Origin of the sequence: Paenibacillus roseus (assembly GCF_016424485.1) — a bacterium.
Taxonomy (GTDB): Bacteria; Bacillota; Bacilli; order Paenibacillales; family Paenibacillaceae; genus Paenibacillus_D; species Paenibacillus_D roseus.
In genome coordinates this window covers 170,128-184,839 of the sequence record NZ_JAELUP010000117.1, presented here as the reverse complement: position 1 = coordinate 184,839, position 14,712 = coordinate 170,128, and the positions used below count along the sequence as shown (strand labels likewise).

Genomic DNA, 14,712 nt, shown 5'->3' with positions numbered 1-14,712 from the left:
GAGGGTTCTCGATGACAGCACAGCGTATAGACGGCAAGCATATTTCAGAGGTAATTCGTCAAGAGGTAAGCGAACAGACAAGAAAGCTTAAAGAGAAGGGGATCGTTCCCGGGCTGGCGGTTGTTCTGGTCGGTGAAGACCCGGCATCTAAGGTATACGTAGGCAGCAAGGAAAAGGCGTGTCAGCAGATGGGCTTCTATTCCGAGGTGCATCGTTTGCCGGAGAATACGACGGAAGAGCAATTGCTGGACTTGATCGACCGTTTGAACAAGCAGGGCAGCATTCATGGCATTCTTGTTCAGCTGCCGCTGCCGGCTCATATCCAGGAGAAGGCTGTTATTGATGCGATCAGTGTGGACAAAGATGTTGACGGTTTCCACCCTGTAAGCACGGGTAATCTGGTAATTGGCGATGATAGTCTTCTGCCATGCACGCCTGCCGGTTGCATTGAATTAATTAAGAGAACGGGAACTGAAATTTCCGGCAAGCATGCCGTTGTTATCGGCCGCAGCAATATTGTAGGCAAGCCGGTGGCCATGCTGCTTCTCAGAGAGAATGCCACAGTGACCATCTGCCACTCCAGAACAGCCAATATGAAGGAGTTGACCAAGCAGGCGGATATTCTCGTTGTCGCAATTGGCAAAGCGAATGCGATCGACAGCAGCTATGTAAAACCGGGCGCAGTTGTTATTGATGTAGGCATTAACAGGCTGGATACCGGCAAGCTTGCAGGGGACGTCCATTTTGACAGCGTTCAGGAAATTGCCGGACACATTACCCCGGTTCCGGGCGGCGTTGGGCCGATGACGATTACGATGTTGATGCAAAATACGCTGATTGCCGCCAAACGGATCAACGGAATCAAGGAGTGATGGAGATGGCGGACGGACCGCGCATTTTTTCCATCAAGGAAATCAATCGCTATATTAAGATGAAGCTGGAGTCGGACCAGGTGTTGTCGGATATTTGGCTTCGCGGAGAAATTTCGAACTTTACCCATCATTCAAGCGGACATATGTATTTTACGCTCAAGGACGCCTCAAGCCGTCTGAAATGCGTGATGTTCGCTTCTCATAACCAGCGCCTTCCCTTCATTCCCAAAGAGGGGATGAAGGTGATGGCAAGAGGAAGTCTGTCCGTCTATGAGCGTGACGGAAACTATCAATTTTATGCACACGCCATGCAGCCCGACGGGATCGGCAGCCTCTATCTTGCATTCGAGCAGCTAAAGCAGAAGCTGGATGCGGAAGGCTTGTTCGCACCCGAGCGCAAAAAGCCGATTCCGCTTTATCCGAAAGCGGTCGGCGTTGTCACATCCCCCACGGGAGCTGCTGTGAGGGATATTTTAATTACACTCGAAAGACGCTTCCCTTCCGTCCCCGTTCTGGTCGTGCCGGTGCTCGTACAAGGGACTCAGGCCGCCCCATCCATTGTGCGTGCCATAAAGCTTATGAATCGTTTGATGGAAGTTGACGTATTAATTGTGGGCAGAGGCGGCGGATCATTGGAGGAACTGTGGGCTTTCAATGAGGAATCGGTAGCCAGAAGCATAGCGGAGTCGAACATTCCGGTTATCTCTGCCGTAGGGCATGAGACGGATTATACGATAGCAGATTTTGTGGCCGATTTGAGAGCGGCTACACCAACTGCGGCTGCAGAGCTTGCCGTGCAGCACAGCAATGAGCTGAGACAGCAAATCGGCCGCTTGGAGCAGCGGCTTGCCCAGGCGTTAAAAGGGCGGGTTAAAGAGAGACGGCATCAGTTGGAGCGGATCAAGCGCTCGCCGTTGTTCCAACAGCCAAGGCGCTTCCTGATGGAGCCTGCTGAGCGCGCTGACAGGCTGGATGAACGGCTAATGACACAGATAACGCGCTTCAAGGAGCGCAGGGAACAGCGTTTTGCAGCCTTGCGCACGCGTCTGGGAGCCGTTCACCCGGGGGAGCAGCTTAAGTACGCTGCGTCTCGCAGACTTGCGGGCGAGCAGCGTCTTGTGCAGGTGATGAACGGAAATATGCGCGCAAGGACTCTGGAGCTAAGCAGCAGGATTCGGTCTTTGGACGCACTTAGCCCACTGAAGGTCATGTCCCGCGGCTATAGTCTGTTATACACCGAAAACGAGCAGCAGCTTGTCAAATCGGCAGAGGATGTCGGGGTGGGCGATCGGGTTCATGTAAAACTTGCTGACGGGAGATTGGAATGTCAGGTTTTAAATAAGGAGAGGTGAGCGGTAATGGAAACGACAGATCAGGTACTGAGCTTTGAACAGGCGATGGCGAAGCTCGAAGAAATCGTATCCCGCCTTGAACATGGCGATGTCCCGCTGGAGACCGCTATCGAGTTGTTCCAGGAGGGAATGAGGCTCTCACAGTTGTGCGGAAGCAAGCTGGATCAGGTAGAGCGCAAAATTGAGCTGCTGATTGAGACCGAGCAGGGGCTGCAGAGAAATAATTTTAATCCTGTGAATGAGGATAAAGGAGAGTAAGGATGGCGGAAGCCCGGTCTGATTTTCAACAATACTTAAAAGAACAGGCCCAGCACGTGGAAGAAATGCTGCGCCACATTATACCTGAGGAATGGGATTTCCCCGCCAAGCTGCGCGAAGCGGTTCATTATTCCCTGGAGGCCGGCGGCAAGAGAATTCGTCCGGTTATGGTGCTTGCTGCCGCAGAGTCGATTGCCGATGATCAGGGTGCAGTAGATGCGGCTTATCCGGTTGCAGCTGCTATCGAACTGATTCATACGTATTCATTGGTTCATGATGATTTGCCGGCTATGGATGATGATGATTACCGCAGGGGCAAGCCGACCAACCACAAAGTATACGGCGAAGCTGTTGCGATACTGGCGGGAGACGCCATGCTGACACACGCTTTCTATTGCGTATCTCTTGCTGCAAAGCAAAAGCGGGTCAGTGCGGAAACAGCGCTTGCAATCGTTGAGGAATTGTCCATTTTAGCCGGCGCAGCCGGAATGGTGGGTGGTCAAGCAGCTGATGTCCTGGGAGAGCAGGGAATCACATCGCTGACCGAACTGAACTATATTCATTTGCATAAAACAAGCGATCTGATTGTATTTTCGTTAAAAGCAGGCGGTCGCATTGCCGGTGCACAGCCTTACCAACTGGAGGCATTGGCCGGATTCGGCCAACGAATCGGCCTTGCCTTTCAAATTCAGGATGATATTCTTGACCTGATTGGCGACGAGCAGAAGCTTGGGAAGAAGACAAACAGTGACGTAAACCAAAATAAAGTGACGTACCCTTATTTAATCGGACTGGAAGAAAGCAAGGCGGAAGTCGCCAGGCTTACGAATGAAGCGAAGGCGCTCTTGCTGTCTGCCAATCTTGCCAACCCAAAGCGGTTGCTGGAGCTTGCCGATTATCTGGTCAAACGTGATCGCTAAGGGATGAGAGAAACAAGATTTCTTGGGATTCTTTGAGTGGCGTGCTATAATGAAAAAAACGTTTTGACGTTATTGGACAACTGTGTTTTCAGTCCAAGAAAGTGAGGAAAACACGTGCTGATTGAAAAGATTAACGACCCGAAGGATTTAAAGCAGCTTCATCTGGAACAGTTGCCGCAGCTTGCCGAGGAGATCAGAACGTTTCTGATTGAAAAGCTGTCGATGACTGGAGGACATCTCGCCCCTAATCTCGGGGTGGTGGAGCTGACGCTAATTCTCCATTATCTATATGACAGCCCTAACGACAAAATTATATTTGACGTTGGACACCAGTCTTACGTTCATAAAATATTGACCGGTCGCATGGACCGGTTCGATACGTTGCGCACATTTAAAGGGCTGTGCGGTTTTGTCAAGCGTTCCGAAAGCGAGCATGACGTTTGGGAAGCTGGCCATAGCAGCACCTCGCTGTCAGCTGCAATGGGAATGGCTCTTGCCCGCGATTTCAAAGGCGAGAATAATAAAGTCATTGCGGTTATTGGGGATGGCGCTTTGACAGGCGGCATGGCATTGGAAGCCCTCAACCATATGGGTCATGAGAAGCGCGATCTGATTGTGGTGCTCAATGACAATGAGATGTCCATCGCTCCCAATGTCGGCGCACTTCACAACTATCTGGGAAAAATCCGTTCCGACAAGCATTATCAAAAAGCCAAAGACGAATTTCAGCAGTTTCTGAATAAAATTCCGGCTATCGGCGGCAAACTGGCGAAAACCGCGGAGCGGCTAAAAGATAGCCTCAAATATATGGTTGTTTCCGGCATGTTGTTTGAAGAGCTTGGCCTGACCTATCTGGGGCCAGTAGATGGCCATGATATTGAGAAGCTGGAAGGAATATTCCAGCAAGCAAATAATGTAAGCGGGCCAGTGCTGGTTCACGTGCTGACTACAAAAGGGAAAGGCTATCAGCCGGCTGAAGCGGACTCTCATAAGTGGCACGGCATCACGCCTTACAAGATTGAATCCGGGCAACTGCTGAAAGCAGTCGGACCGCCGATGTACACGGAAATTTTCAGTCAGGCTCTGATTGAGCTGGCTGAGCAGGATGAGCGGATTGTTGCTGTAACGCCTGCTATGCCAGGCGGCTCCGGTCTTGTGAAGTTTGGCCAATTGTTCCCGGGGCGGATGATCGATGTGGGGATTGCCGAGCAGCATGCGGCGACAATGTCGGCTGCACTGGCAATGGAAGGGTTAAAGCCGGTTTTTGCCGTTTACTCAACCTTCCTGCAGCGCGCTTATGATCAGGTTGTGCACGACATTTGCCGCCAGAATCTGAATGTGATCTTTGCGATTGACCGTGCGGGATTTGTTGGTGCGGATGGTGAGACCCATCACGGCGTGTACGATATCGCGTTCCTCAGACATGTGCCGAATTTGGTGCTCATGATGCCGAAAGACGAGAATGAGCTTCGCAATATGATGAAGACAGCGGTGGACTATAATGAAGGTCCGATTGCTGTTCGCTATCCGCGGGTAAACGGCCGGGGAGTAGAGCTTGATCCACAAATGAGCACCATTCCGATCGGTTCGTGGGAGAAGCTGCGTGAGGGTGAATCTGCCGTAATTATTACCCAAGGCCCAATGATTCAGGTTGCTGAGGAAGCAGCCGACCTGTTGAAACGGGATGGCTTGTCTGTACAAATCGTGAATGCCCGCTTTATTAAGCCGATGGACGAAGAGATGCTGCTCAAACTCGCTGCTGAAAATCCGCATATCATTGTGCTGGAGGAAGGTTCGATCATGGGCGGTTTGGGCAGTGCGGTGCTGGAGTTTTATGCCCAGCGGGGCATTGACGGACTTTCCATTCGCCTGATTGGCATTCCGGATATTTTTGTAGAGCATGGCTCAATTAAGGAGCAGAGACAAGAAATCGGGCTTACTCCGGAGCATGTGGCTTCCCAGGTTTTCAGCCTTGTTTCCGGTCGCTTGCAAAATGTTAAGAGACAAAGAGGATAAAAACAATCATGAGTGCAGCAACTAAAGAACGGATCGATGTACTCCTTGTGGAACAGGGTTATTATGAGAGCAGAGAAAAGGCCAAGGCTGCAATCATGGCCGGGCTTGTCATAGCTGACGGGGAGAGAATAGAAAAAAGCGGCACCAAAATTTCAAGAACGGCCAGCATTACTGTCAAGGGCGCTCCTCACCCTTATGTAAGCCGCGGCGGCTTGAAGCTGGAAAAGGCTATTTCATATTTTGGTCTGAATATGGAGGGGCTTGTCATGCTGGATATCGGCGCATCGACCGGAGGCTTTACCGATTGCGCGCTTCAGCACGGCGCTTCTTATGTCTATGCAATTGATGTTGGCTACAATCAGCTTGACTGGTCGATACGTCAGGATTCTCGCGTGCATGTAATGGAAAGAACCAATTTCCGATACACGAAGCCAGAGGATTTGATCGGGCCAGCGCCGGATTTTGCGACGATCGACGTCTCTTTTATTTCTCTGCGTATAATTTTGCCGGCTTTGGCAGAATTGTTAAGAGAGGGGGCTGGAGTTGTGGCATTGATTAAGCCGCAATTTGAGGCTGGCCGGGAGAAAGTAGGCAAATCCGGAGTTGTGCGGGAGGCAGCCGTGCATCGGGAAGTGCTGACGCAAGTGCTTCAGCATGCGGTCGAGCTTGGCTTCAGTGTGGAGGACCTTACCTATTCCCCTATAACGGGGGGCGAGGGCAATATTGAATTTTTGGCTTATCTGAAATGGGTTCCAGGAGGAGATCGAATAATGCTGGAGTCTCAACGAATTGATGAGATCGTTGCCCAGGCAAGGAGTAGTTTTGGTTAAATCTATCAAAGTATGAATGAAGAGAGTGGCGAACAGCAGGATTCCGAATGAAGCGCAGATGGAAGGCCAGCGTGCGAAAGGATTTTGGACTTTTTCTATTTTGAGCCTGTATAAAGAGTGAGCTTTCAGTTGCAGATTTACAGCGGCTGAAAAGTTCGCTCTTTTTTTCATTTTAATATAGCCAATTGAAAAACTTTTTGGTAAACTGTTCTTAGTAAGGCAAACAAACGTTCGCTTCTTATAAAGGAACTCCTTTCCCTATTGAATCCCTCGCCATCTGAACAGGAATAATGAAGCCTCCTGCCGAATTAATGGGTATGACCTGTAATATAGGACAGGAGGGATAGGTGCAATTGGGTAAATACGGAGACCTATTTATCATGATTGTTGCCGGTATTCTGTTGCTGGTTTGGATATACCGTGGCTTTTACCGCTGGCTTCACAGTCCTATCGTGAGACAACGTCCTTTGCTGCTGCACCGCGGCCAGGAACTTGACGGAGATGATGAGTGCGTCAAGCTTCTGGAGGATGAAGGATATGCGGTACAGTCTGGGAAGCATCGTGTTCCTGTTACAATAGACATTGACGGCGAACCGATGAAGAGCAGAGTATACATTGATTACATCGCAGAGAAGGACGGGAGAACCTATGTGGTCAAGACGGCCAGAGAACGTATGCCGGTCGAATGGACAGGTTCTGCAGTCAGAGACAGATTTTTAGTCTTTGCACTGCTTGTCCCATATTGCGAGGGTATATTATTTGTAGATACGAAAGCCAGGTCTATCCGTACAATTTCATTTACTATTGCTGAAGAGGCATAATGGGACAACATAGGAGGTTTTATGAAAGGAATTCGTCATATCAAGATTAGAGAAATTATTGCGAATGACATAGTGGAAACGCAAGAGGACCTGGTTGAAGCGCTGCGTCAAGCCGGACTTCAGGTTACACAGGCAACGGTATCCCGTGATATCCGGGAGCTGCAACTGATTAAGGTGCAGACGGAGGATGGCCGATATCGGTATGCGTTGCCGACAGAACAGCGCTACAATCCGATTCACAAGTTGCGGCGCGCGCTGCTCGATCATTATGTGCATATTGATTTTACAGATAATCTGGTTGTTATGAAATGTCTGCCAGGCACGGCCAATACGATTTGTGCCCTTCTTGATAACATGGAATGGAATGAAGTAATGGGTACGATTTGCGGCGACGACACAATATTAATTATTTGCCGCACCAAACAGAACAGTGAGGAAATTGTAACAAGATTAACGTCATTGCTTAATTAATGAGGAGGTAAATCGAATATGCTTCGAGAGCTGTCTATTCGCAATTTGGCTGTCATTGAATCCACCGTAATTCACTTTAATAAAGGCTTTCATGTTTTGACGGGGGAGACTGGAGCAGGGAAATCGATTTTAATCGATGCTTTGGGTTTGGTCATTGGCGCGCGCGGAGCGGCTGATATGATACGTCATGGTTGTGACCGGGCTGAAATTGAAGCCATATTTGATTTGCCGCCTAGCCATCCGGTGTGGGGAAAGTTGTCCCAATACGGCATTAATGGCAACAATGAAGAACTGCTTGTCATCAGGCGGGAATTGTCCATTCAAGGCAAGAGCGTCAGCCGTATTAATGGGCAGATGGTCAATTTGACCATTCTTCGGGAAGTCGGCGAGCATCTTGTCAACCTGCATGGCCAGCATGAGCATCAATCATTGCTTAAGCCTGAGCAGCATCTTCAATGGCTGGATATATACGCAGGCACCCCATTAATGGAAAAGAAGTCGCAGTATCGTCAGATATTCCGCCGTTACCAGCAGGTGCGTGTGAAACTCAGAGATCTGGAAGAAAACGCAAGGCAAAATATCCAAATGCTTGATTTATATAAATTTCAAATCGAGGAAATTCAGTCAGCCAACCTTAAGTCTGGTGAAGATGAATCACTGGTTGAGGAAAAACGCAAACTAACTCATGCAGAGCGCAGAATGGATTATGCATCCGAAGCATATTCCTTGCTATATAACGGCGGCGGCCTTGATTCCATCAGCAGAGCTATTCACAAGCTGGAGGAAATTCAAGCCTACGATCCCGCTGAGCTTGACCCTTTGCTTGAACAGCTTCGTTCTGCCTTTTACCAGGCGGAGGATGCCGTATTCCAGCTTCGCAATTACCGTGATCAGATTGATTCCAACCCAGATCAATTGGAGCAGATTGAAGAACGGCTTAATTTGATTCATACATTAAAACGTAAATATGGCGAGACCATTCCGGATATTATCCACTACCACCAAAAAATTATGCATGAAGTGGACAAGCTCGAAAATCGTGATGAACATCTCGGGCGACTGCGTGAGGAGGAGATGACCCTTCAACATAAAGCTGTGGAATTAGCGATTTTACTGTCTGATCTTCGCCGTCACGCTGCAGGCCGACTGTCCGAGGCTGTTGAAGCCGAATTGCGGCAGCTTCATATGGAACGGACAATATTCCGAATTGAGCTGAATCAGCATCGCGAAGGCGAGCAAGCATTTCGATTGTCCCCGCAAGGAATAGATGATGCAGTCTTTATGATTTCGCCAAACCCTGGGGAACCGTTAAAGCCACTCAACAAGATTGCGTCCGGAGGCGAGATGTCGCGAATTATGCTGGCTCTCAAAGCGATATTTGCCCAGCTTGATCAGGTTCCTGTACTTATATTCGATGAAGTGGATACCGGCGTTAGCGGGAGAGCGGCTCAAGCAATCGCTGAGAAGATGTCTGATCTATCACGGCAATGCCAGGTGTTCTCCATTACGCATCTGCCTCAGGTTGCTTGTATGGCGGATCATCATTATGAAATTAAAAAGCAGGTGGCTAATGAAAGAACGGCTACATCAGTTACACCGCTTCAACAAAGCAGCCGAATTGAAGAGCTTGCCAGAATGTTAGGCGGTGTGGAAGTAACGGAAAAAACAAGACATCATGCTCAGGAAATGCTTGACTTGGCGGATCGTCAGAAAGGGGCGTAATTCAAACCATACAGGGAATGTTTTATAAGTCATAAAAGGTAGGGGACACGGTTACCTTATAGGTACGCCATTGGCGATAACCGTCAGATGATGGACCTAGGGAGCGTGAAAAGCATTGAATAATCGTAAACGATGGTTCGGTCTTATTCTCACACTCATCGTGTGCATGATCGGTGTATCCTCCCCTTTTCAGCATTTTGCTGCAATCCCAAGTGAACTTCGGTTGTTTTCCGGACAGCAGAAGCATTTGAATTACGACATGCCGGTGCATGCCAAATTATCTTTTAACCCTGAGGTAATGCGCGTGAACGGTTCATTAAGCAATACCGTTGATGTAGATTTAAACAAGCCGATTTCACTTCAACCGCTGCAAAGCGGACAAACCAAGATGACGATGAAGCTGTTTGGATCTATTCCTTTCAAAACGGTGAAGGTTCATGTTGTTCCTGATCTGAAGGTTATTCCGGGAGGACAGACGATTGGGGTCAAAGTTAAATCTGCAGGTATTATGGTTGTTGGCCATCATCAGGTCCTCACAGCCAAAGATTCCAAAGAATCACCAGGTGAATCAGCCGAAGTCAAGCTAGGTGATCTGATTGTTCGTATCGACGGCACACATATTAATGAAGTAGCCAAAGTGGCATCCATCGTTGAACAGGCAGGTACCGCAGGGAAGCCACTGCAGTTAACAATTAAACGCAACGGTCAAATTGTAGAAAAGAAAATCACTCCTGCCTTCGATGTAGAAGATCAGGCTTGGAGACTGGGGCTTTATATTCGCGACTCTGCTGCGGGCGTAGGAACATTAACGTTTTACGCACCTGAGCAGGGGGTATATGGCGCTCTAGGGCATGTAATTACAGATATGGATACTCAGATGGCAATCGAGGTTGAGGATGGGCAAGTGCTTCAATCAAGTGTGACTTCAATTAACAAGAGCCAGCACGGCGAGCCGGGAGAGAAAAGAGCTCACTTCTTAAAGGAAGGCAAAATCCTAGGCAATGTCGTGAAAAATACGGCTTTTGGAATTTTTGGAAAAATGAAAAGCACTCCCACGCATGGATACGACAGCAAAATGCTGCCAGTTGCTTTTGCTGAAGAAGTAAAGGAAGGTCCGGCAGAAATTCTGACTGTTATTGGCGGGCAAAAAGTCGAGAAATTCAAAATTGACATTGTTCATGTCACCAGACAATCTTCTCCGGCAACCAAAGGCATGGTTATTAAAATTACCGATAAACGTCTTATCGAGAATACTGGCGGCATTGTTCAAGGAATGTCGGGAAGCCCGATCATTCAAAATGGCAAACTTGTCGGGGCTGTGACTCATGTTTTCGTAAATGATCCTACATCCGGTTATGGCTGCTTTATTGAATGGATGCTCCAAGATGCCGGTGTGCTAATGAAAAGGACCAGTCCAAATCTTAAGGCGAGCTAACGCCTTAAGATTTTTTTGTCGAATCATTACGAGAAATGAAGGTTGATGTAACAAAATCTTAATTATAAAGGAATTTCGAAAAAAAATAAAGAAAAATAATTTTCGACAGAAGGATTTTATAAGTCGATGTCGAAAATGTTTAATACAGACAAACAATTACATAGTAGAAGGAGATTCAAAATCAAGGGAGGACCAGAACATTGCAAAAAGTTGAAGTTTTATTAGCAGATGACAACCGAGAGTTTACGAACCTTTTATCCGAGTACATTTCTGAGCAACATGATATGGAAGTAATCGGGGTTGCTTACAACGGTGAAGAAGTTCTTCGTCACCTTGAAGAATCCCGCAAGGCCCCGGATGTATTGATTCTTGACATTATCATGCCTCACCTCGATGGTCTTGGCGTATTGGAGCGTTTGCGGGAAATGAATTTGTCCCCTATGCCCAAAATTATTATGCTGACTGCTTTCGGTCAGGAAAACATCACACAAAAAGCAGTGCAGCTTGGTGCTTCCTATTACATTTTAAAACCGTTTGATATGGAGATTTTGGCCAATCGTATTCGCCAACTGGTTGGAAACTCTGTCGTAACATCTTCATCTTCCTACACGGGCTCAGCAGTAAGCATAAAATCCAATGTAGTGCCACTCGGCAAAGGTAAAAACCTGGACGCAAACATTACAAGCATTATCCATGAGATTGGAGTTCCGGCGCATATTAAAGGCTATCAGTATTTACGCGAGGCGATTACAATGGTGTATAACAACATCGAAATTTTGGGTGCGATTACAAAAACACTCTATCCTGCCATCGCCGAAAAATTCAAAACAACGCCTTCTCGGGTTGAGCGTGCCATCCGTCATGCGATCGAGGTCGCGTGGACGCGCGGCAACATCGACAGCATTTCGCATTTGTTTGGTTACACAATCAATATCAGCAAGTCAAAGCCGACCAACAGTGAATTCATTGCGATGGTTGCGGATAAGTTGCGGATTGAGCACAAGGTGTCGTGAGACCGCTAGGGGCTTGATATCTCGGTGCATTTCCGGTAACTGAAACGGTGAAATACCGGCCAAAGCAATGTCACCGTTCCAACGAATAATTTCACGTTAACTACGGTAAACTAAAGGTAAATCGAATCGTATTTTTCCGGTAGTTTATCGGCGCATCGCGCACTGCTCTATATTAACGTAAAATGGTAATTTACGCAATACAAAGCCCCGTACACTACCGTCACGATCCGGATTAAACCGGTTATCTAACGGTAGTGTACGGGGCTTTATTTTTGTTTTTACCGCAAGCTGCTGATTTTCCACCCTCCGCTTTTTGTAAGGTTAACTCTCATCTTCTTCTGCGTTGCTTTACCTTCGTATCTAATGATTTCTCCCGTAGCTAGGTTTCCTTTAATTTCGACAGCATCTGGAGCGTTAATTGCAACGCCATTTTCCGTGGTTTTAAAAAATTTACGGAAACGTTCCAAATCGGAGTCACTATACATACTACTCGCATCCGACGTTAAAAACTGCCTCGCTTGTTTGAATTCATTACTGTTTACGTGTGCCATGAAACTCCCTATGGCTAGAGCCGGATTATCAGCGCCGCCCCCGCAACCTGAAATTATCGCGGTGGATAGAAGTACAAAAATAAGTTTGCGAATCAAACCGTAAATCGCCCCTTCTACGTTTTTCTCTATTTTACCACTTTTCGCCAGCCGCGGCTACACGTAAGTACGAGTTAACCCCTCGTTTAACCCGTCCAGCAGCGTCATTTTACGCATCCAACCCGTTTCCCTACGCTAACCCCTCCCGAAGCTTTCTGCCGCTAATTTCCCGTCAATTCCAAATAAATTTACGGAAAAGTGTGCGAACGTGAAAATTATCTTGTGTATTACAGTATAGCCGCAAAAACACGCGGTGACAGAGCGCAGCCACGCTAGGTACCTTAAACGCCGAAAAGCCCCGTTATTCACGGAGCAATCGGATGCACTCTACAACTAGCCGTAGGAGTGCGAGTATATCGGCGAACTTGACCTTTGCCAGGCGTCGTTTCATCCGGTATCCTCGTCTTTCCGTTCCACCTGAGTGCAGCGGAACCTAGCGCCAAGTGCTTCTAAATTTTACCACACGGAAGGGGCGTAATCAAATGTCATGACCGCGCCGCAATCGGATTCATCCCGTATTTTCCTCCGTTTCTACACCGATGCCGTCCGATCTGGCCTTATCGCCGACCTCGGAGCCGACCGACTACAAACGTTGCTGGTTATCGCCTCGTACATGGACCATACCGGTCGCTGCTACCCGACACAGTGGGCGATAGCGGAAGGGCTGGCCGTGGCGCGGGAAACGGCAAATAGACGGGTCAAAGCGCTGCTTTCGTACAGATGGCGGGGCGAGCCGTTGGTGACCGCGGAGAAGCAGAAGCGGACGGATGAGCAGCAGTGGGCAAACGTAGTGTATACGGTGAGGACTGACGCTGTGGTATCGATATTTTGATACGGCAAATAACCGTGTGACGCGGATATCACACGGCAAACGTCACACGGCAAACGTCACACTAACTAGAACCATAATAACAAGAGCCATTATAACGAGAACCATTAAATAATACCGAGATTGAAACATTAGCTCAGTAAGGAAAATCGCCTTACTTCGCGACTATTATAAACAAAACCATTTACAAACCTTTAAATGAATCGTAGGTAAAGTACCTTGCTTACGGATTTACACGAAATTAAACTCGGAGGTGGTTACGGAGAACTTACGAAGTTAGCTTACGGCTTTGGCACGGAGGGAAATGGCGTTCCCTCGGCCTTGTCCGTCCCTCGCGATACCTGCTCACCACTTAAAGGAGATTCGCAAGGCCAGCACGATAAGGGAGTGTACTAGCACAGGACTGAGCGTCAACGTTATGGATATTTCGTCCCGTGTGGCACGCAGCGCTATGGTCATGCTACCGCCTCCTTTCGGAAGGGCAAAATTTTGCCGTGGGCAAGCCCGTCCACGAAACCGGGAAGTTTCCGCTAATCCATGCAACCTACTAGGAGTTGTCTAAATTTTACCACGAATTACCTAAATCGTAAAGGAGCGTGTTAACTATGTCAGAGAACGCCATTCTTGGTATTGTTGCTCTCGGTTGTTCTACTTTGATTTATCTTGCGGCATTCGTCGCTATTATTTTGATAAAGGAGGATAAAACACTCGATGACAACGACGGAAATCACGACGTTTGATTACGGACAACTCGACGGAAAGACGGCGGATTTCCTGCGCGGCAAAGAACGGAACATGCGCGAGATTGTCGGAAAGGCGTATACGGAGTTGGGGCGTGAACTAAAGGAGGCGCAGGAGGCTCTTGCGGGTAGTCGGTACGATGGAGTGTTTGTTAGGTGGTGCGAATCGATAGGTTATGTTATGAAACAGGTTTACCGGCTTATCCAGCGATATACCGTTTTGACAAATTGTCAAAGCGAGGGTCAGCGTCAATTAATCGAGGACCTCCCTGTATCGTTAGCATACACAATAGCGGCTCCTTCCGCTGAAGACTCCGAACCTAAACGTGAGGCTAAATCGGCCGTTCTCTCCGGTGACATCACGACATTGCGGGAGTACCGCGAACTCCTGGCGAAACTAGATGCGGAACAGATTGCTCGGAAAAAGGCCGAAGCCGATTACGAAGTATTACGGGGTATAATCGAAGCCGTGGCGGAATCCGAACGAGAAGTTAAATTCGAGTTAGAGGCGCTCCGTGCCCGTCCTTCTCCAGATGACGGCGTTTACCGCATCGACACAAGTACGGAGGTCGACGGGTCGGCAACGTTATTCTCAACGGACGTGAGGGATTTCGTAAAGAGATACGCATTCCTTCGCCACTACGAGATAGAGTTCCGTACGATCAATCAGGAGTCGGCCGCGGAATATTACAGCGCACTAGAAGGGCTTCGTAGTTTTGTAAACGAAATTCAGCGGGTACTTTCGTTCTCGCAGACAAAAGACGGAATCATAATCGATATGTAGAG

Annotated in this window: 15 protein-coding genes; 14 read left to right on the top strand and 1 reads right to left on the bottom strand. The window is 48.2% G+C overall.

Annotation, left to right across the window (positions count from 1 at the left end; all coding sequences use genetic code 11):
- The first annotated feature begins 11 nt into the window (after nucleotides 1–11).
- The 11 genes from folD to spo0A all read left to right on the top strand — a co-directional run bounded on the left by folD (nucleotide 12) and on the right by spo0A (nucleotide 11,710).
- A complete protein-coding gene (gene folD / locus JFN88_RS23745; RefSeq protein WP_199021829.1) occupies nucleotides 12–872 on the top strand; it encodes a bifunctional methylenetetrahydrofolate dehydrogenase/methenyltetrahydrofolate cyclohydrolase FolD in 861 nt (286 codons plus the stop codon).
- Nucleotides 873–877: 5 nt separating this feature from the next.
- Nucleotides 878–2,224, top strand: coding sequence for an exodeoxyribonuclease VII large subunit (xseA, locus tag JFN88_RS23740; protein ID WP_199021828.1), 1,347 nt, complete (start codon nucleotides 878–880; stop codon nucleotides 2,222–2,224).
- A 6-nt stretch (nucleotides 2,225–2,230) separates the two neighbouring features.
- Complete coding sequence (gene xseB, locus JFN88_RS23735; protein ID WP_199021827.1) at nucleotides 2,231–2,482, top strand: exodeoxyribonuclease VII small subunit; 252 nt, start codon at nucleotides 2,231–2,233, stop codon at nucleotides 2,480–2,482.
- Between the two features lie 2 nt (nucleotides 2,483–2,484).
- Nucleotides 2,485–3,402 (top strand): polyprenyl synthetase family protein, encoded by a 918-nt coding sequence (locus tag JFN88_RS23730; protein ID WP_199021826.1) that lies wholly within the window; start codon nucleotides 2,485–2,487, stop codon nucleotides 3,400–3,402.
- A 114-nt stretch (nucleotides 3,403–3,516) separates the two neighbouring features.
- Complete coding sequence (gene dxs, locus JFN88_RS23725; protein WP_199021825.1) at nucleotides 3,517–5,418, top strand: 1-deoxy-D-xylulose-5-phosphate synthase; 1,902 nt, start codon at nucleotides 3,517–3,519, stop codon at nucleotides 5,416–5,418.
- An 8-nt stretch (nucleotides 5,419–5,426) separates the two neighbouring features.
- Nucleotides 5,427–6,248, top strand: coding sequence for a TlyA family RNA methyltransferase (locus JFN88_RS23720; protein WP_199021824.1), 822 nt, complete (start codon nucleotides 5,427–5,429; stop codon nucleotides 6,246–6,248).
- Between the two features lie 347 nt (nucleotides 6,249–6,595).
- Nucleotides 6,596–7,069: a hypothetical protein gene (locus tag JFN88_RS23715; protein WP_332908546.1), complete on the top strand. Its 474-nt coding sequence runs from the start codon at nucleotides 6,596–6,598 to the stop codon at nucleotides 7,067–7,069.
- 21 nt (nucleotides 7,070–7,090) lie between these two features.
- Nucleotides 7,091–7,540 carry a transcriptional regulator AhrC/ArgR gene (gene ahrC / locus JFN88_RS23710; protein ID WP_199021823.1) on the top strand — a complete coding sequence of 150 codons (450 nt, stop codon included), beginning with the start codon at nucleotides 7,091–7,093 and terminating at the stop codon, nucleotides 7,538–7,540.
- 18 nt (nucleotides 7,541–7,558) lie between these two features.
- Nucleotides 7,559–9,262, top strand: coding sequence for a DNA repair protein RecN (recN, locus tag JFN88_RS23705; protein ID WP_199021822.1), 1,704 nt, complete (start codon nucleotides 7,559–7,561; stop codon nucleotides 9,260–9,262).
- Between the two features lie 115 nt (nucleotides 9,263–9,377).
- Nucleotides 9,378–10,697 carry a SpoIVB peptidase gene (gene spoIVB, locus JFN88_RS23700; RefSeq protein WP_199021821.1) on the top strand — a complete coding sequence of 440 codons (1,320 nt, stop codon included), beginning with the start codon at nucleotides 9,378–9,380 and terminating at the stop codon, nucleotides 10,695–10,697.
- 200 nt (nucleotides 10,698–10,897) lie between these two features.
- On the top strand, nucleotides 10,898–11,710 hold the full coding sequence (gene spo0A / locus JFN88_RS23695) for a sporulation transcription factor Spo0A (protein WP_199021820.1): 813 nt from the start codon (nucleotides 10,898–10,900) through the stop codon (nucleotides 11,708–11,710).
- 278 nt (nucleotides 11,711–11,988) lie between these two features.
- Here spo0A and JFN88_RS23690 read toward each other — a convergent pair whose 3' ends face one another.
- Nucleotides 11,989–12,357, bottom strand: a complete 369-nt coding sequence (locus JFN88_RS23690; RefSeq protein ID WP_199021819.1) for a hypothetical protein — start codon at nucleotides 12,355–12,357, stop codon at nucleotides 11,989–11,991.
- A 487-nt stretch (nucleotides 12,358–12,844) separates the two neighbouring features.
- Here JFN88_RS23690 and JFN88_RS23685 point away from each other — a divergent pair, with 487 nt between their 5' ends.
- The 3 genes from JFN88_RS23685 to JFN88_RS23680 all read left to right on the top strand — a co-directional run bounded on the left by JFN88_RS23685 (nucleotide 12,845) and on the right by JFN88_RS23680 (nucleotide 14,710).
- On the top strand, nucleotides 12,845–13,189 hold the full coding sequence (locus JFN88_RS23685) for a helix-turn-helix domain-containing protein (RefSeq protein WP_199021818.1): 345 nt from the start codon (nucleotides 12,845–12,847) through the stop codon (nucleotides 13,187–13,189).
- Nucleotides 13,190–13,791: 602 nt separating this feature from the next.
- Entirely contained in the window at nucleotides 13,792–13,926 is a 135-nt protein-coding gene (locus tag JFN88_RS24905; protein ID WP_269846595.1) for a hypothetical protein, read from the top strand.
- Nucleotides 13,898–14,710, top strand: a complete 813-nt coding sequence (locus JFN88_RS23680) for a hypothetical protein (protein ID WP_199021817.1) — start codon at nucleotides 13,898–13,900, stop codon at nucleotides 14,708–14,710. The genes JFN88_RS24905 and JFN88_RS23680 overlap by 29 nt, the downstream gene beginning before the upstream one ends.
- Nucleotides 14,711–14,712 lie beyond the last annotated feature (2 nt).